Genomic DNA, 18,622 nt, shown 5'->3' with positions numbered 1-18,622 from the left:
AAAATAAGTGCCAGAGTTCTGACACCTATTTCTTCACCATCAATTTTCCTTCATAATCATTCATCGTCTTTATTTCAACGCCTTTATAGTAATGAGCGACGATATCTGTATATTTCTTTCCTTCTGCTGCCATACCGTTCGCCCCGTATTGACTCATACCAACTCCGTGGCCGAAGCCTTTCGTTGTAATGATGATTTTATCCCCTTGTTGTTTCCACGTGAAATCAGAAGAACGTAAATCTAACTTTTCACGAACTTCTTTTCCTGTTAATGTTTTTCCTTGAAAAGCTACATCCTTTACGCGCTTTCCTTCCGTAAGGTCTTTAATATTTCCAACCTTCCCGTCTGCTAGCACTTTCACACCGAGGCGCTTTTGAAAATCAGCTACTGTAAATGTTTGCTCGCTCGTAAACTTTGGAGAGGCTTGATCCCACGGACTATCTACACTTTTCAAGTACGGATAATCATTTCCCCAATAGTCAGCTGCATTTTCTGTCCGGCCATTACTCGTTGAGAAGAAGGATGCTGAAATTGGTTTTCCATCATATGTTAAAACTTGTCCTGCTGTTTTCGAAACGGCTTCTTCGATTTTCTTCAAATTATTTTCGTAGTTATTACCCCATTGTTTCTTCAATTCTTCTTTACTTTTGTACACTTGATCTTTCACCGTATCTGTCACGTCCGCATTATTCTTCTTTCCTCCGCTTAGCATACGTTGTACTACAAATGTTCTCGCTGCTAATGCCTGTGCCTTCAGTGCCTCTATTTCAAAACTGGCATTCATCTCAGAAGCTACTACACCGGTCACATACTCCTCCATAGGCAATGATTCTACCTTCTTCTGTTTCTCACGATATACAGCAACTTGAACCGCTGTATCTACTTTTCCTGGAGCTGGTATACTTTCTATCGCTGGAGGAGTTTTAGAGGCCGTTTCTTCCCCTACTTTTGCTTTCGCAAATGGGATAACAAGGGCTGCAGGTACAATGATAACGAGCGCTATTAAGAGCGCTACTGTAATAAAAAGTGGCTTTGAAAATTTCATCCTATTTTCCCCCAATATAAAAGCTTTACTCCATTCATTCTTATGGAACAACTCTTTCTTTTAGAACATACTTAAGGAGGAAGAGCATAAAACGGAAATTTTCTAAATATTTTTACTGGTACGTGCATAAGTATAGAATTTATTGACTATAACAGTAATAACCCAAAAAAATAGCCCCTATGTCAAAAGACATAGAGACTATTTCAATTAAGCGTGAAGATCAGAAACTTCTTGTTCTTTCACTTCTTCTACTTTTTCGTTTACACGTTCAATAGTTGCACCTAATGCAGCTAATTTCTTATGGAAATCTACATAACCACGGTCAAGATGTTTTAACTCAGTTACACGAGTATAACCTTCTGATACTAAACCAGCTAAGATTAATGCAGCTGCAGCACGTAAATCAGTTGCGCCTACTTCAGCACCTTGTAAGCTGTTTGGACCGTTCATAATAACAGAACGACCTTCAATTTTAATATCAGCATTCATACGACGGAATTCTTCAACGTGCATAAAGCGGTTTTCGAATACCGTTTCTGTAATCATGCTTGTTCCATCAGCTTGTAGTAATAATGCCATCATTTGTGATTGCATGTCTGTTGGGAAACCTGGGTGAGGCATAGTTTTAATATCAACCGCTTTTAACTTATCTGGGCCGATAACACGTACACCTTCGTTTTCCTCAATAATTTTAACACCCATTTCTTCCATTTTCGCTGTAATTGAGCGTAAATGTTCAGGTACAGCATTTTCAATTAAGATGTCTCCACCAGTAATTGCTGCTGCAACCATGAATGTTCCCGCTTCAATACGGTCAGGAATAATAGAGTGGTTTGCACCATATAATTTATCAACGCCTTCGATACGAATCGTTCCAGTTCCAGCTCCGCGTACTTTCGCTCCCATTGCATTTAAGAAGTTAGCTAAGTCAACGATTTCTGGTTCTTTCGCTGCGTTTTCAAGAATTGTTGTCCCTTTTGCTAATGTAGCTGCAGACATAATGTTTTCTGTCGCGCCTACGCTTGGGAAGTCTAAGTAGATTTTAGCTCCTTTTAGTTCTCCCTCAACATATGCCTCAACAAAACCGTTACCAACCTGTACTTTTGCTCCCATTGCTTCGAAGCCTTTTAAATGTTGGTCAATTGGACGTGAACCGATTGCACATCCACCAGGAAGTGCAATACGAGCACGACCATTACGTGCTAATAATGGTCCCATTACTTGAACAGATGCACGCATTTTACGTACATATTCAAATGGTGCTTCAATGTTTAGTTCTTTAGAAGAATCGATTGTTACTTGATTATTTTCAAATACGACTTCAGCATTTAAATGACGTAATACCTCATTAATTGTGTATACATCAGACAAAACTGGTACTTCAGATAGTACATTCTTTCCATCACTCGCTAATAGGGCTGCAGCGATTATAGGTAATACAGCATTTTTTGCGCCCTCAACACGCACTGTGCCGTTTAACCGCTTTCCGCCACGGACGATGATCTTTTCCAAATTATTCCCCTCCGTGTCCTTTTTTCAGTATCTATTCACTCAATACTCAGAAGTTATGATCGGTGTGCCAACCACAATTGTATCTTTGTTGTCTGTAGAACGTATTGCTATTTGCACATTTATTTTCTCTCTATTTGTTGAAAGAGCGTCATCCCACTTTTTATTGTATGCGGAGACTGACACAAATGCTCTTTCTTCTACTTGTTCGATCGCTCTTGCTGAAAGATCTTTCAAAACCTGATTGGTTTTATTTTGCAAAACACCTTCAATCTTATCATTCAGTACACCTTGAACACAAGTGTAAATTATAGGTTTTTCACTAAAAATTTTATTCACTTTTTGAACATACTTCGGGTCCCATTTCGCCCCACTTACTTCAAAGATAATGAAAGTGTTTTCTTTAGTATTTTCTTTACTCCAAGTTACTACTACTCGTTCTTCATGAGAAGCAAACTTTTTATAGGATGTAGCTTTATATCCATCTGGAGATTGCTCTACTTCCCACTTTTGAATATTTGCCTTGTCCTTCACATCGTTTAACAACTTTTGAAACGTATGTATATTAGAAATTGTTTTTGTTTCTCTAGCTAACCATGACCATTTTTCTACTTTAGCATCATTTTTCTCTAAAGCCTTAATCATGCTCTCCATTTTCTGTTCATCGCTTATCGGTTTCATCTCTCTATATCCAACCAAAAATAAAACAACACTAAGTGCAACAATAAGAATGGCTTTAAGCTTCAATTTCATCCCCTCCTATCCCCATTGTTAACGGAGATTTGAGGTTCTATACACTTACTTTACTAAATACGTTAAACTCTTCGAATAGCCTAAATAATCAAGGAAAAAGTTACTTACAGATGTCCCAATTGCAATTGTAATTAAGATGAGTAATACTCGCGTCTGCAGCACTTTTCCGGACTTCATTAAACGCTCAATGTGAATGCCTTGCAAAGCCCACCACGTAATGGTAATAAACAATAAATGCGAAACAATGGCAATCAGTGCTTGTTGCCCTAAAAGTTGTGCCAAAAAATCGACCCCTTTTTACTCAGCTACTACTTATGAAAGAATATAAAAACGATACCATAATAAGTAGGAGCCACACTTTTTCAAATGCAAATAGACATCTTACATTTTACATTGTGATTTTCTTTCAAAAAACGTATATCTACATTACAAGTTAACACAAAATAAAAAGCGCAGAGTACTGACTCCACACCTTTTATTTTCACTATTGTACCACGTTCCCTAAGAAGAAGAAATCTTTCATTAATGGAAAATATTCATAAAAGAAATTGTACCCAATCATCGGCATAATCCCTAGTATTACAATCGAAATTGCACAAAGACTCATAACAACCTTTATATTTAACGGTAACCGTATCCTCTCTTCTGTCTCTCCGGTGCGGAAAAACATTTGTTGTAAAATACGGAAATAATATACGAATGAAACAACTGTCGTACCCATCATAATCGAAGCTAGTACGTAATGTGCTGGCTCTACATGAAGCGCGCCTAAAAAGATGTTAATCTTTCCAATGAAGCCAGCCGTCCCTGGTATCCCGGCCAGCGATAAAATAAAGATTGTCATCATGATCGCTGCAAATGGTGATTTCTTATATAATCCGGTGAAAATCGTTATATTTTCCTTATCGTTTTGTAAGATTAAGCCGTGGATAATGGCAAACGCGCCTATATTCATAAGCATGTATGCCAGCATATAAAACCACATGCTATCCAGCGTAAATGGTGATAATGCCACAAGTGGAACGAGCAAATACCCAGCATGCGCAATACCTGAATAAGCAAATAAACGTTTTATGTTGTATTGTTTTAACGCGACTACATTCCCAACAATCATCGTAATACTTGCTAGCACCGCAATATATATACTCATATGCCCATATAAAGATTGCATATCTCCTTGTATTAATACACTTGCAAAAACCATAAGGAACAAACGAATAATGAGTAGGAACCCAGCAATTTTAGAAATCGTTCCAAGAAAAGCGGTAACAGGTGTAGTCGCTCCTTCATACACATCAGGTGCCCACATATGAAACGGCACTGTGGCAATTTTAAATGAGAGACCAACTAGCAATAAAAGAAATGCGAGAGCTAGCAATAACTGAATACCACTAGCGAGCTCCCCAGTGAGTACCTTTTGCATATCTACAATGTTAGTTGAACCTGTAATACCGTATAAATAACTCATTCCGAAGAGCGTGATCGCCGTTCCAATTCCTCCGCTAATGACATATTTCATTGCCGCTTCATTTGATGCACGGTTCTTTTTTCGTATTCCGACTAAAATATAAGAAGAAAGTGAAAGTAACTCTAAACCAACGAAAAGGGTGATAAAGTCAACACTAGAAGCCATGAACATCGCGCCAAGAAGTGCCATTAAAAATAAGTAATAATATTCGCCCTTATCTTCAATCGGATTCTTCTTATCATCGCTCATTGCGATGCATAAAATGAGAGATGAGGCGCCTAATAACAACGTTTTAAACCCTTTTGAAAATCCATCTAACACAAACGATCCATTTAAAATATCTCCAGCTGGTTCGCTATATAGCGTAATTAATGAAACAATTGCTAATACGATGGCAGCGATCGCACCAAGAGCTACATATCTATGGTTCAGCTTAAAAAACAAATCACATATGGAAAGAAGGATGGCGGCCCCGAGAATAATAAATTCTGGCACCATTAGATGCCACGATAAGCTAAGTAACGTATTCATATCCATCCTACTTCACCCCCAATGTTTTCAATGTATTTTGAAGCGGATCCCCTAGTATCTCTGGCATAACTCCAATTGCAATAATACAAAAGATAAGTAGTAAAACAGGGACGTACTCCCATCCGTGTATATCAGATTTTGCTTCCCATTCTTTCTTTCCAAATGTCACTTGAAGTGTCGCTCTTAATACGTATACAGCGGTTAAAATGATGCCAATCACACCGACTGCAGCAATGACGGGCTCTCCTTGAAATAAACCAAGAAAGGCAAGAAATTCACTAACAAACCCAGACATCCCTGGTAGTCCAAGCGATGCCATTCCTCCTGCTAAAAAGAATCCGCTAAGTATCGGTACACTTTTCGCAAGTCCGCCTAGCACCATAATATCCGAAGTTCCAAATCGTTGTTCTATAACACCTAGTAAGAAGAAGAGCAAGGCTGCAATTAAACCATGTGATACAACTTGGAATAGCGCTCCTTGTGTACCAGGTGCATTAAGTGACGCAAGTCCCATTAATACAATTCCCATATGCGAAATACTAGAGTAAGCGAGTACTTTCCTAAAGTCCGTTTGGATGAGCGCTAAAAAGGCACCGTATAATAAATTAATTACGCCTAATATCGCAATTAGCGTTGCAACATCGTGAAAATATTCCGGGAATAACCCTTTCCCGAAGCGAATAATACCGTACGCTCCAATCTTTAACAAAACACCCGCATGAAGCATAACTACAGCTGGATGCGCTTCTATGTGTACATTGACCATCCAGCGGTGCAACGGAAAAACAGGTAGTTTAATTGCAAAGGCAATCATTATGGCAATAAATACACCAAGCTGCAAGCTACTTGGGATGACGAGTTCTCCCCCTGCGCTTACGCTTCTTAATATCTCTTTCAGCTCCACAATATTTGTTGTACCTGTTTTCGCGAACAAAATTGAGAAAACAATGAGCAAAATAGCTGAGCCAATACCGTTATATATTAAATAACTATAAGCAGCCTTTTCACTCGACAATTTTCCCCACTTCCCAATTAATAAGAACATGGGTGGCAACGTAATTTCAAAGAAGATAAAAAACAACATTAAATTTTGAGCAGCAAAGACGCCGAGCATCCCTATTTCTAGCATGAGTAACAGCATATAAAATGCTTTTAAATTGCTTTTAATAGAAAAGGCTGCAATTGCTGCAAGCATCGCTAGAAGAGCCGTCAGTACCATCATGACAAGCGACAAACCATCAATACCGAGCTCGTAATAAATAGAAAACCACCTTTTATCCACCGCTGTAAAATCTCCGAACTTAATCCATTTCACCTTTTCATCAAATAGTGACAAGCTCTTTCCAGAAGCATATGTACAAGCGAGGACGATGGCGATTCCAAATGGAAGTGCCGTCCCAAATAAGCCAAGCGCCCGCACTGTACGCAATTCCTTTTTCGGTGTTAATACAAGCAATAAAATTCCTAAAAGCGGGGAAAAAATGAAGAACGTTAACAACAAATCATTCATCGTAAATCCCCTCCCGTATAGAGCAAAATAATGACGAGTACAGCGAGCGAAACAGCCGTTACAGTACCGTACACTTGTACATTCCCGTTTTGAAGCTTCGATCCAAGATTACTTGTTCCTTTAACTACACTTCCAATTAAAACTGCAATTCCTTCGACTACATACACTTCAAATAAGCGAAGCACACGAGCGATTCCTTTCGTAATAGGGATCACCGTCATGTTGTATAGTTCATCCACATAATATTTTTCTTTCAAAAGATTATAAAGCGAGGTTCCCGTACCCCCAGCCCACTCTCTAGAAATTGATTTCTTGCCATATATGAAATATGCAAGAGCGATTCCCGCAAATGAAACGAGCGTCGCAACAATCATAATCCAAACTGGTCCATGCGCTTCTTCAACCTTAAACCCTACATCTTTCGTCAACCAATCTCCGAGAAACGTCCCAAACCATGGTGTATTTATATATCCTGCCACTACTGCGAGAACGCCGAGAACAATCATTGGATACGTCATAACGCGGGGCGACTCATGCACATCTTCCTTCGTCTTCGCTTCCCCAGTAAAGACAAGGAAGTATAGACGAAACATGTAAAATGCCGTTAAGAATGCCGCAATTACTGCTAATACGAATAAAAAGTAATTACCATTCATCCAAGTCGCAGCCAAAATTTCATCTTTACTAAAGAACCCAGAAAGGAGTGGAACCCCACTAATTGCAAGTGTACCTATCAAAAATAGCGTACCAGTTACTTTCATCTTCTTCTGTAAACCGCCCATTTTGTTAATGTTTTGCGTATGCACGGCATGAATTACACTTCCTGCTGCCAAAAATAGTAGTGCTTTAAAAAAAGCATGTGTCGTCAAATGGAATATACCAGCTACATAACCAGCAGAACCTAACGCGAGCATCATATACCCGAGCTGGCTAACTGTAGAATAAGCAAGTACTCTCTTTATATCTGTTTGTACAAGGCCGATAGAGGCCGCAAAGATTGCAGTGAAAGCTCCGACAATTGCCACTGTCTGCATCGCTACCGCACTTGCCGAAAATAATGGAAACATCGTCGCTACTAAATATACGCCCGCTGCAACCATCGTCGCCGCGTGAATAAGTGCCGACACGGGCGTTGGCCCCTCCATTGCATCTGGCAACCACGTGTGAAGCGGGAACTGACCTGATTTCCCCATCGCCCCGATAAAAATTAATATCGCCGTTATTGTAATCATGTAAGGAGGTAGATCCCCTGTATAAATCGCCCTAAATATTGCGTCATATTCAAAACTACCTGCGTACCAAAAAATTAAAATCATCCCGATAAATAAACCAACATCCCCAATACGGGTCATAATAAAAGCCTTTTTTGCAGCAGCCTTCGCTTCTTCTTTAAAGAAATAAAAACCGATAAGTAAAAATGAGCCAAGGCCAACTAATTCCCAAAATATATAAAGCTGTAATAAATTCGTTGATATAACAAGCCCTAACATCGCAAATGTAAAGAGTCCTAAATATGCGTAAAAGGTTGGTAATCGTTCATCACCTTTCATATAACCTTTCGAATACACATGTACAAGCAGACTCACAAGCGTAACGATAAACAACATTAAAGCTCCTAATGCAGTCACTTCAAAGCCAAATGATATATCCACATCTCCAGCTCTAAGCCACACCCACTTATGCTTCACGCTTGCTTCTGAAAATCTTTCTATTAACACAAGTACCGCAAGTATAAAGGAGAGAAAGACGAAAAAAATACTAAGTACACTGCTTCCTTCTCTAATTTTCTTCCCGAATATAATAAGTAACAAAAACGAAACGAGTGGGAAAAGCGGTATGAGCCATGCATAATCGATCATTGTTTCCTTCCCCCTTTTTCGGTCACAATGCTATCCTTTGAGCGTATCCATTTCATCCACCTGAACTGTCGTACGATTACGATATAAAGCAATTAAAATAGCGAGTCCTACCGCCGCTTCCGCTGCCGCTACAGCCATCGTAAACAGTGAGAAAATTTGACCTGTTAAATTCGGAAATAAGCCTAATTTACTAAACGCCACTAAGTTTAAATTGGCAGCATTTAGCATTAATTCGATACAAACTAATACGATTACTGTATTCCGCTTTGTTAAAGCTCCAAATAGGCCGATGCAAAACAAAATAATCGCAAGTGTTAAATATGCAGAAGCCGGAACGCTACTCATTGGAATCCTCCTCTTTCTCGTCCTTTTTCGCAAGTATAATCGCGCCAACGAGTGCTACAAGTAAAATAACTGAAGTTAGTTCAAATGGGATAATATATTTTGAATAGAGAAGCGTACCGATTTGAAGTGTGTTGTTTTCATGGAGAGGTAAACTTCCTTGTGTGCTCTCATTTGCAAAATCAATATTATTAACAGCGAAATACATAACCGCTCCAAATGCTACAACCGCAAAGAAGATAATCCATTTTCGAAGAGTAAGACGCGATTCATTTTCGGCGTTATGTTTCGTTAACATAATGCCGAAAATCATAATAATTGTGATTGCACCAGAGTAAAGTAAAATTTGTGCAACGCCTATAAATTCGGCTGATAAAAGAAAATACAAACCTGCAATGCTGAGAAATGTTAGAACGAGAGCTAGCATCATGTGCATAACTTTCGTTAAGTTCAACATAAGAACACCGCCGATAATTGCAGACAAGGATAGTATAAAGAATGCTACAAACTCGCCATTCATGCCTTATTCTCCTTCCTGACGTTTTCGTCGTTTTCGTCAAGCCACTGCAAATTTTTAAATAAGTCATCACGTGAATATTCCGCGAGCTCAAAGTTATTTGTCATGACAATCGCCTCTGTCGGACAAACTTCTGTACATAAATCACAAAGAATACAAATTTCAAAATTAATATCATACGTGTCGATAATTTTTCCTTTTTTCGTAGGATCCGGATGTTTCTTTCCTGTTAACTGAATACAGTCTGTCGGACAAATGTTAGAGCATTGATTACAAACAATACATTTCTCCGGATAGAATTTTTGAATCCCCCGAAAACGGTCTGGCAACGGCAACGGTTGATTTGGATAATCATACGTTACCTTCTTCTTGCTCAAATTACTTAGTGTATATTTTAATCCTTTAAATAGTCCCTTCATCTCTTACTGGCACCCCCCTCATAGATTAGAAGAATAACTCCTTAATCAATGCCGTTAAGAAAATATTTGCAAGTGCAATCGGCAATAATACTTTCCATCCAAACTCCATTAACTGGTCACCTCTTATACGCGGGAACGTAACGCGGAACCAAATTAATAGAAAGACTACACTGCTAAATTTCAAAGCAAACCATACGGCACCTGGGATAAATCCAAGAAACATGACTGGATTCCATCCGCCTAAAAAGAGCACTGTAATTAACGATGCCATCCCGAAGAAATATACGTACTCTGAAAGCATGAAAAACGCCCAGCGAAAACCTGAGTATTCCGTATGATATCCAGAAACAAGTTCTGACTCCGCTTCTGGCAAATCGAATGGCGTCCGATTTAACTCTGCAACTGCTGCAATTAAGAAAACGACGAAGCCAATTGGCTGCACGAAAATGTACCAAACCTTCTCCTGCGCCGCTACAATCTCATTTAAATTCAGGCTACCAGCCAACAACACGATACCAATTACACTCATTACGAGCGGAATCTCATAAGAAATCATTTGCGCCGCCGCACGCATCCCTCCTAAAAGGGAATATTTATTATTCGATGCCCATCCCCCAGTTACAACACCTATCGTCGTAATACCGGAAACAGCGATATAATAAAGTAGCCCGACTCCAATATCGGCAAATTGAAATTTATCAGTGAACGGTATAACTGCCAGCACCATAAATGCTGGCGCAAATGCAATGACAGGTGCTAATATAAACAGTGGTTTATCTGCTGCTTTCGGAATACTATCTTCTTTCAATAATAGTTTTAAAACATCAGCTACCGTTTGCAGTAAACCGAATCGGCCTCCAACCTGGTTTGGTCCAATCCGCCCTTGCATAAATCCCATCACTTTCCGTTCTGCCAAAATTCCATATGTAACGAAGCCAAGGACTGCAAATAGTAGAAGCACCGCTAATCCGAAAAAAATGAAGAAATTCGTCCAGCTTGAAGGTGATTGTAAGAGCGTCTCAATCATTAGCCATCAACCTCCCCAAGTACAATATCAACTCCACCTAAAATCGTAATTAAATTAGCGATGTTTTCACCTTTCAATAACTTCGGTAAAATTTGCAAGTTATAAAAAGATGGCCTACGAAACTTCAAACGGTACGGCTCTTTCTTTCCGTCACTAGCGATGTAACAACCAATCTCTCCGCGCGGCGATTCGATACGTACAAACGCTTCTCCCTTAGGTGCCTTAATAATTTTCGGTACTTTTGCCAGCACTGCTCCATCTTTTGGGAACTGCTGAACTGCTTGCTCAACAATCTTTAAAGACTCCTCGATTTCTTGCATTCGGCAAACGTAGCGATCCCAAGCATCTCCCACGCTTCCAACAGGAATATCAAAATCAAAACGATCATAAATCGAATACGGCTCGTCTTTGCGAAGATCCCAGTTTACTCCAGTGCACCGCAAATTTGCTCCGCTTAAAGAATACGAGATCGCTTCTTCCGCGCTATATATACCAACGCCTTTCACACGATTTAAGAAAATCTCATTACCGCTAACAAGATCATGATAACCTGCCAATTGCTCTCTCATATACGGAACAAACTCTTCCACCTTTTCAATCCAACCATCTGGCGCATCCCACTTCACACCGCCAACTCTCATATAGTTAAAAGTAAGCCGTGCCCCGCATAATTCATTTAATAAATTTATAATCATCTCTCGTTCACGAAACGCGTACAAAAACGGGCTGACCGCTCCTATATCAAGAAGATTCGTCCCCCACCAAACGAGATGGCTTGCAATTCTCCCTAGCTCCATCGCAAGTACTCGCAAGTATTCGGCACGCTCCGGAATTTCAAGCCCCATCATCGTCTCTACAGCATGGCAAATGACGTAATTATTCGTCATGGCTGATAAATAGTCCATTCGATCTGTATAAGGGATAATTTGCGTATACTGTAAGCTCTCAGCGATTTTTTCCGTCCCGCGATGCAAATACCCAATAACCGGTGTAGCTTCTCTAATAATTTCCCCGTCAATCTTAATTACGAGCCTGAACACACCATGTGTACTCGGATGCTGAGGTCCTACATTCAAAAGCATCTCTTCCGTACGGATCATAGCTACACCTCCACATCATACGGTTCATAGTCTTTTCTAAGCGGATGTCCTACCCAATCATCTGGCATTAAAATACGCGTTAAATTCGGATGCCCTTTAAATATAATGCCGAGCAAATCGTATGCTTCTCGCTCCGGCCAGTCAGCCCCTTTCCAAAGCGCTGTCACAGATTCAACTTGCGGTTCTTCCCGGTCTAGCTTTACCTTCACCGCTACCGATTGTTTCTTACCATATGAAAACAAATGAACATATACTTCCATATGTGTCACAAAATCCGTCGCATGTAGCTCTGACATATAATCAAAAGCAAGTCCTTCATGGAATCGCAGTGACTCCATCACTTCATAATATTTTTCTTGATCCACCACAAGAGTCGGCACATCCTTTGACAGTTTATTAATGTAGGAATCTACTAATGCACCCTCTCCTACCTTCTCCCTAATAGCCTCAACATACTGATTTAAATACGGCTGATTTACGGACGTTTCTTCCCGCTTCGGCTCATCCTCTTTCTTACCTTCAGCTCCCTTTGTCTTCGCTCTTGCAGCCGCTGCTGCTTTCGCTTTTGCTGCTGCAATTGCCTTTGCCTTTTCATCTCCCGAATCCCCATCACCTTGCGAAGCTTTCTGCTTCGCTAATGCTGCCGCTTTTGCCTTGGCTGCTGCCACCGCCTTTGCCTTCGCTTTTTCTTCTTCCGTTACTTCTTCTGTTCCTTCTCTTTTCTGCTTCGCTAACGCCGCCGCTTTTGCTTTTGCTGCTGCCGCTGCCTTTGCCTTCGCTTTCGCTTTTTCTTCTTCCGTTACTTCTTCTGTTCCTTCTCTTTTCTGCTTCGCTAACGCCGCCGCTTTTGCTTTTGCTTCTGCACGTCGTTTTGCTTCTTCTATAGTAATATCATTATTTTTTGGTAGCGCTTTCTCTTTTTCTTGATTTTCTGCCTCAAGCTCACTTATTTCCGCCTCGTGTTTCGCTACAAGGCGTTTTCTCGCTTCTTCTTTTGCACGCCTAGCTGCTTCTTTTTTCAGATCCTCTAAGTCTTTGTTTGGATTACTCATTTATTCGTCACCTGCTTCCCGGTCTTTGCTTCGTAACGAATTTTTTCTTTTAATTTATTAATTCCATAAATTAAAGCAGCCGGATTTGGGGGACAACCAGGAATATACACATCAACTGGTACGATTTGGTCTACACCTTTCACAACAGCATATGAATTTACATACGGACCACCTGCTGTCGCACAAGATCCCATCGCAATAACCCATTTCGGTTCGGGCATTTGATCATATAAGCGCCGAACAATAGGAGCCATCTTCTTCGTTACTGTTCCCGATACAATCATGACGTCCGATTGTCTTGGTGAAGTCCGAAAAAATGACCCAAATCGATCTAAATCGTAATGTGATGAGCCTACTCCCATCATTTCAATTGCACAGCACGCCAGTCCGAATGTCATCGGCCATAAAGAATTGCTCCTCGCCCATCCTTTCAACTGCTCCAATGTAGAAAAAAAGATATTTCGTTCTAATTCTGCTCGCTCATTTGGATGTAATTCCTCAAAATTTATAACCATTGTAACACCTTCTTTTTCCAAGCATACGCTAATCCAACTAGCAACATTACAACAAAGATGAGCATTTCAATTAATGCAAATAAACCTAGCTTGTCATACGCAACAGCCCAAGGATATAAAAATAAAGTTTCTACATCAAAGATCACAAACAATAAAGCGAAAATATAATAACGAGCATGAAACCGAATATTTGCATCATGAAACGGCTCAATTCCACTCTCATACGTCGTCGCCTTTGCTGCACTTGGCTTATTTGGGCGCAGCATCCTTCCTAATGTAAGAGCCACTACCGGCAGCAATATACCTAATAGCAAGAAAATCAAAACGATCATATAACTATTTTCATATACACTTGCCATTGTGAAACCCTCCCCCCTAAATTAAGAACAAGTTCACATAGTAAACAATATGTCCTAGTTGCAGTAATTATTATTTTTAAATTTTTCTAAATAATGCAACTATTCTAATCATTATAACAAACTTCAAATTCCTATGTCGATATGTTGGGAGACAGAAACAAGAATTATTAAAATCTATTTTTACAACTCGCTATAACTGTGCAAAATAAATATAAAACTTATATACGCTTTTCAAGAAACCGTAGGTGATATAAATGAAAAAACAAACACATGTAAGTATTCTTATAAGCATTGTATTGCTGTCTATAACGATTCACTACGTAGCGATGCTTTTTCTATATGAATATTCATTTCCTTTTCAGCTATTAATCGGAATGAGTACCCTATTAATTGATATTATCGCTTGTAGTTATATACTTTACTTTTCAAACATGAAAGAAGGGCTATCTCGTTTATTTTGGATTATATTATCTGTTGGAGCTCTCTCTTATTTTATCGGTGATATAGTCGTTGCCTATCAGCGTTTAATTGTAAAGGACTTCTATACGTTCGTTGATCCATCTGACCTTTTTTACTTACTTTTTTTAGTTACTTTTGCATTTGCCTTTCTATACGAAATCATTTATAACCGAGATTTATTAGAAAAACTTTTTATGCTATGTGATATTTGTATTATCGTTACAGCCCAATTTACTTTAAGTTACTACTTACTTATTGAACGAACCATTCACGTTTTTACAACATCCTATATCGACATATTTGTTCAACTTACCTATCCAATGGTTGATTTACTCTTTCTCTTAATAGGAATCAATCTTTTATTCAAACCACTATCCTTATTACCTAAAAAGGTTGGTGCGCTTCTTAGCAGTGCTTTAATTTTATATGCTACTACAGATGCGATTTATGCTTATATAAAATACTTCATACCAGAGTATTCTATGTTTACAGTTACTCCTTTCTATCAAGTAACCTTAGTACTAGTAGCAATCGCCTGTATTCTCCATACAAAAGAACCTGAAAAACAAGAGCAAGTACTACTAACACCTAAAATTGGTGAATCAATCCGATTATCATTGCCTTATATTTCAGTAATAACACTTATTCTTTTTATATTAGTTGAATACGTCTTTGGGCCTATTATAGTAATTGGTCTTATAATAACTTTCTCTTTCGTTCTCATACGTCATAGTTTAGTTCGAAAACAAAATAAAATATTATTGCTAGCTCAAATGCAATTCAACTCAGAACTCGAGAAACAAATTAAACTACGTACAGAAGATTTAGTAGAACAGAAAAATGAACTCTATCATAATCAACAAATGTTTAAATCTTTATACGAGCATCATCCAGATCCAATCTTCACATTAGATTTATACGGCAATTTTCTCAAAGTAAATAACGCTGGTACTACTTTACTCGGTTATCAAACGAATGAATTATTAAACCAGCCTTACTATTCACTCATATACGAAGAAGATTTAGAAGAAATGATTAATTCCTTTCATCGTGTAAAAAAGGGACATTCTATCTCTTTAGAAATACGGGCGTATCATAAAAACAGAGATATTTACTACTTGCACGTTACCGCCGTACCGATCTTTTTAAAAGAGAAAATTTCTGGGGTTTATTTAATGATTAAAGATATTACGGAAAGCAAACAACAGCAAGAACAGATTAATTTTCTAGCATACCATGATACTTTAACAGAGCTTGCAAATCGTCGTGCATTTCATCAACATTTGGAACAGGCAATTGCACGAGCAAAAATATCGAAAAAGCCTTTTGCTGTTATGTTTCTCGACCTAGACCGTTTTAAAGTTATTAATGATACCCTCGGTCATCGAGTAGGAGACCTATTGCTCATCGCAGTAGCAAAAAGGCTCGAAAGAATATCAACATCAAATATGAAACTCGCGCGGCTAGCTGGAGATGAGTTCACAATCCTTATCGAAAATTACAAAAAAAAGCCAGATGTCCAAAAAATGGCTGATATAATTGTAGCGGCCATGAATGAGCCATTTGAAATCGAAAATCAACATTTACAAATCTCACCGAGTATCGGAATTGCAATATATCCTGAAGCAGGTGAAGATCCGCTATCCATTTTGCAGCATGCTGATATGGCCATGTACGAAGCAAAAAATAAAGGAAAAAACGGTAGCTCTCTTTACACGAAAGAACTATATAAAAAAATGGAACGAAAAGCTCGAATTGAAAAAGATCTGCCAATTGCTTTAGTAAACAAAGAATTTCATCTCGTCTATCAACCACAAATTGATACGACAACAAATAAAATCATCGGCGCTGAAGCTTTAATACGTTGGAAACACCCACTATTAGGTGATATTTCACCATGTGAGTTTATTCCAATTGTAGAAGAGACGCCACAAGTAGTCCCACTTGGACATTGGGTATTACAAGAAGCTTGTCTCCAATTAAAAATATGGCATATCCTTGGCTACCAAAATTTAAAAATAAGTGTTAATTTATCCGCAAAAGAGTTCCGGCAAGATCAATTAATCGAAAACATTTCACAAATATTAAACAACATAAGCGTCGACCCAAAATATGTCACACTTGAGTTAACAGAAAGAATTGCAATGATTGACGAGAAAGAAACGTTATTAAGACTGAAGCAATTAAAAGAATACGGTATCCAAACTTCCATTGATGACTTCGGTACTGGGTATTCTTCTCTTGCTTATTTATCAATTTTTCCAATCGACACATTAAAAGTACCGAGAGAATTCACACAATTAGCCGATCATCGTCCTGAAGAACGAGCCATCGTTTCTACAATCCTTTCCCTCGCAAATACTTTAAATCTTTCAGTCGTTGCCGAAGGAATTGAAACCGAAAAACAGCTTAATTTTCTGCAAAAACATAACTGTAAATATATGCAAGGTTACTATTTCAGTAAACCACTTACTAGTAATCAATTTATAAAGTTTCTACAAAAAACCCCCAGTATGAACAAATAATTCATACTGGGGGTTTTATAGTGCTAAATTTTTTTCTCATAATATTCTTCTGCGATTTCTTCGTAAAAAGCCGCAGATGTTGTGTAGAAATATGGAATTAACCATAAGAATCCAATCCCTAACGTAATACAACTCAATATAAACCAACCGATAAAACTTAAACATAAAATGAAATACTCCATCTTATGCCCATCCATCATACGACGGCTTTCTGTAATAGCTTGATTTATGGAATACTCAGGATGATCATTTATTATAAAGTACGTCATCGCATAAGAGAATGATTTAATGATGCCTGGAATAATAAATAATAAAAACCATAAGAAAATATAAATGTTCACTACTATATATAATAAAAATGACTTTATAAACTTACTTCCTGCTGTAAACCATCTAAATATATGCCCAATACGCGCGTCTTTTTCTCGAATTATATGTAGCGCTAAATAATAGCCACCTAACGTTAATGGACCTACCATAAAAGTTGTAATAATATCTACTATCATGGAGTTTTTCATATCTTCCCAACCCAAAATTTGTGTAAACGAAAAATCAACAATAAAGTTAAAAGTGATCATTATAACAGAAATAAGTAATGTGGCTCCGACTGCTAATCCCCATTTCCCTTCTAATGAATCTAGTGCTTCTCCTTTTAGATCACTAATCATATTTAGCCTCCTATACACAATAATTCTATTAGTATAGCATGTTTCTATTGCAATTCACCTTTTGAGATGTAGCGATAAAAGTGTGCTGTCGTTGTACTCATATACGGACTAAGCCAAAGAAAGCCTATTCCAAAAGTAAGAAGCGCTAAAATAGCCCATCCTATGAAGCTCAGCCATAAAAGAAACAAATCTAACTTATGCCCCTTCATAAGATTCTTACATTCCTTCATCGCCTGCGAAACACTATATTCTGGATTTTCAATCATTACATAGTACGTCAGCGCATAAGAAAAATACATCACAATCATACCAACAATTGAAATCGCTAATAGCACGAAGAAAGCTATTGCAAATGACGTATTCCCTTCTTCACCTAACAATGCAAATAAGCCTATTAACAGCATCGGAATCCATGTACCTGTATATAACAAAATTGCAAGCATTGCCCACATTGTTTTCATCATTCTTTTAAAACCGCGAAATCCTTCAAATAAGTGATCTACTTTAGCATCTTCTCGTTTACTAATCTGTAAAAATACATTTGTATAACCATATGATGTAATCCCATACGATGCGTTACTCAAAATTATCATAATGCAATAAAAAATCCCAAAGGTAATACCTGCTCCAATTGACATCGTTTCCTCTTCAAATGATCCAGTTAAACTTACAACTGAGAGAAATATAATAATTCCTGGAATTAATAGTATAAGCATTGCAGCCATCGAAACGACATAACTTAAAATAAAATATAAAATTGTTGACCCAACACCTAGTCCCCATTTTCCCTTTAAAGAGTACAATGCTTCTCGTTTCATTTCACCAATCATTGATTCATCCCCTTAATAAAATATAAATTGTTGTACACTTCTACTTATACAAGCATCAATATAATTATACCAGTTTTGTAAAATTCTCCATAAAATAGACAAAAAAATCCGTAAAGGCAAGGGCCCTTACGGAT

The 18,622-nt window shown here is 38.2% G+C and carries 18 protein-coding genes; 1 reads left to right on the top strand and 17 read right to left on the bottom strand.

Features of this window, described 5'->3' with window-relative positions:
- Nucleotides 1-25 precede the first annotated feature (25 nt).
- The 15 genes from spoIID to nuoA all read right to left on the bottom strand — a co-directional run bounded on the left by spoIID (nucleotide 26) and on the right by nuoA (nucleotide 14,006).
- On the bottom strand, nucleotides 26-1,045 hold the full coding sequence (gene spoIID / locus N2V92_RS08540) for a stage II sporulation protein D (RefSeq protein WP_016079662.1): 1,020 nt from the start codon (nucleotides 1,043-1,045) through the stop codon (nucleotides 26-28).
- 207 nt (nucleotides 1,046-1,252) lie between these two features.
- Nucleotides 1,253-2,557 carry a UDP-N-acetylglucosamine 1-carboxyvinyltransferase gene (gene murA / locus N2V92_RS08535; protein WP_000411275.1) on the bottom strand — a complete coding sequence of 435 codons (1,305 nt, stop codon included), beginning with the start codon at nucleotides 2,555-2,557 and terminating at the stop codon, nucleotides 1,253-1,255.
- Nucleotides 2,558-2,596: 39 nt separating this feature from the next.
- Nucleotides 2,597-3,301, bottom strand: coding sequence for a YwmB family TATA-box binding protein (locus tag N2V92_RS08530; protein ID WP_000767913.1), 705 nt, complete (start codon nucleotides 3,299-3,301; stop codon nucleotides 2,597-2,599).
- Between the two features lie 51 nt (nucleotides 3,302-3,352).
- Nucleotides 3,353-3,589 (bottom strand): DUF1146 family protein, encoded by a 237-nt coding sequence (locus N2V92_RS08525; RefSeq protein ID WP_000057889.1) that lies wholly within the window; start codon nucleotides 3,587-3,589, stop codon nucleotides 3,353-3,355.
- A 202-nt stretch (nucleotides 3,590-3,791) separates the two neighbouring features.
- The gene (nuoN, locus tag N2V92_RS08520; RefSeq protein WP_025989110.1) at nucleotides 3,792-5,306 is read right to left on the bottom strand and encodes an NADH-quinone oxidoreductase subunit NuoN; all 1,515 of its coding nucleotides are present in this window, start codon (nucleotides 5,304-5,306) and stop codon (nucleotides 3,792-3,794) included.
- Between the two features lie 7 nt (nucleotides 5,307-5,313).
- Nucleotides 5,314-6,816 carry an NADH-quinone oxidoreductase subunit M gene (locus tag N2V92_RS08515; protein ID WP_017763801.1) on the bottom strand — a complete coding sequence of 501 codons (1,503 nt, stop codon included), beginning with the start codon at nucleotides 6,814-6,816 and terminating at the stop codon, nucleotides 5,314-5,316.
- The gene (gene nuoL / locus N2V92_RS08510) at nucleotides 6,813-8,675 is read right to left on the bottom strand and encodes an NADH-quinone oxidoreductase subunit L (protein ID WP_016078205.1); all 1,863 of its coding nucleotides are present in this window, start codon (nucleotides 8,673-8,675) and stop codon (nucleotides 6,813-6,815) included. Before nuoL ends, N2V92_RS08515 begins: the two co-directional genes overlap by 4 nt.
- A gap of 30 nt (nucleotides 8,676-8,705) precedes the next feature.
- Entirely contained in the window at nucleotides 8,706-9,020 is a 315-nt protein-coding gene (gene nuoK, locus N2V92_RS08505; RefSeq protein WP_000100079.1) for an NADH-quinone oxidoreductase subunit NuoK, read from the bottom strand.
- Nucleotides 9,013-9,537, bottom strand: a complete 525-nt coding sequence (locus N2V92_RS08500) for an NADH-quinone oxidoreductase subunit J (RefSeq protein WP_001012810.1) — start codon at nucleotides 9,535-9,537, stop codon at nucleotides 9,013-9,015. Before N2V92_RS08500 ends, nuoK begins: the two co-directional genes overlap by 8 nt.
- On the bottom strand, nucleotides 9,534-9,953 hold the full coding sequence (gene nuoI / locus N2V92_RS08495) for an NADH-quinone oxidoreductase subunit NuoI (protein WP_000677191.1): 420 nt from the start codon (nucleotides 9,951-9,953) through the stop codon (nucleotides 9,534-9,536). The genes N2V92_RS08500 and nuoI overlap by 4 nt, the downstream gene beginning before the upstream one ends.
- Nucleotides 9,954-9,978: 25 nt before the next feature.
- Nucleotides 9,979-10,980 (bottom strand): NADH-quinone oxidoreductase subunit NuoH, encoded by a 1,002-nt coding sequence (nuoH, locus tag N2V92_RS08490; RefSeq protein WP_000573426.1) that lies wholly within the window; start codon nucleotides 10,978-10,980, stop codon nucleotides 9,979-9,981.
- Nucleotides 10,980-12,080, bottom strand: a complete 1,101-nt coding sequence (gene nuoD, locus N2V92_RS08485; RefSeq protein ID WP_000621463.1) for an NADH-quinone oxidoreductase subunit NuoD — start codon at nucleotides 12,078-12,080, stop codon at nucleotides 10,980-10,982. Before nuoD ends, nuoH begins: the two co-directional genes overlap by 1 nt.
- 2 nt (nucleotides 12,081-12,082) lie before the next feature.
- Nucleotides 12,083-13,132, bottom strand: a complete 1,050-nt coding sequence (locus N2V92_RS08480) for an NADH-quinone oxidoreductase subunit C (RefSeq protein WP_016078206.1) — start codon at nucleotides 13,130-13,132, stop codon at nucleotides 12,083-12,085.
- On the bottom strand, nucleotides 13,129-13,647 hold the full coding sequence (gene nuoB / locus N2V92_RS08475) for an NADH-quinone oxidoreductase subunit NuoB (RefSeq protein ID WP_000236331.1): 519 nt from the start codon (nucleotides 13,645-13,647) through the stop codon (nucleotides 13,129-13,131). Before nuoB ends, N2V92_RS08480 begins: the two co-directional genes overlap by 4 nt.
- A complete protein-coding gene (nuoA, locus tag N2V92_RS08470) occupies nucleotides 13,638-14,006 on the bottom strand; it encodes an NADH-quinone oxidoreductase subunit NuoA (protein ID WP_000179273.1) in 369 nt (122 codons plus the stop codon). The genes nuoB and nuoA overlap by 10 nt, the downstream gene beginning before the upstream one ends.
- A gap of 254 nt (nucleotides 14,007-14,260) precedes the next feature.
- Here nuoA and N2V92_RS08465 point away from each other — a divergent pair, with 254 nt between their 5' ends.
- Nucleotides 14,261-16,990, top strand: a complete 2,730-nt coding sequence (locus tag N2V92_RS08465) for a putative bifunctional diguanylate cyclase/phosphodiesterase (protein WP_016078208.1) — start codon at nucleotides 14,261-14,263, stop codon at nucleotides 16,988-16,990.
- Nucleotides 16,991-17,013: 23 nt separating this feature from the next.
- Here the strand turns inward: N2V92_RS08465 and N2V92_RS08460 are convergent, their stop codons facing one another.
- Together N2V92_RS08460 and N2V92_RS08455 are read right to left on the bottom strand one after the other, a co-directional pair.
- Nucleotides 17,014-17,658, bottom strand: a complete 645-nt coding sequence (locus tag N2V92_RS08460; RefSeq protein ID WP_000622478.1) for a DUF975 family protein — start codon at nucleotides 17,656-17,658, stop codon at nucleotides 17,014-17,016.
- 44 nt (nucleotides 17,659-17,702) lie between these two features.
- On the bottom strand, nucleotides 17,703-18,488 hold the full coding sequence (locus tag N2V92_RS08455; protein ID WP_000578833.1) for a DUF975 family protein: 786 nt from the start codon (nucleotides 18,486-18,488) through the stop codon (nucleotides 17,703-17,705).
- Between the last annotated feature and the right edge of the window lie 134 nt (nucleotides 18,489-18,622).

It is taken from the genome of Bacillus sp. CH_48, assembly GCF_038008465.1.
GTDB lineage: Bacteria > Bacillota > Bacilli > Bacillales > Bacillaceae_G > Bacillus_A > Bacillus_A thuringiensis_S.
Note: the sequence above shows the minus strand (reverse complement) of the source record. Positions and strands in the feature narration are given on the sequence as shown.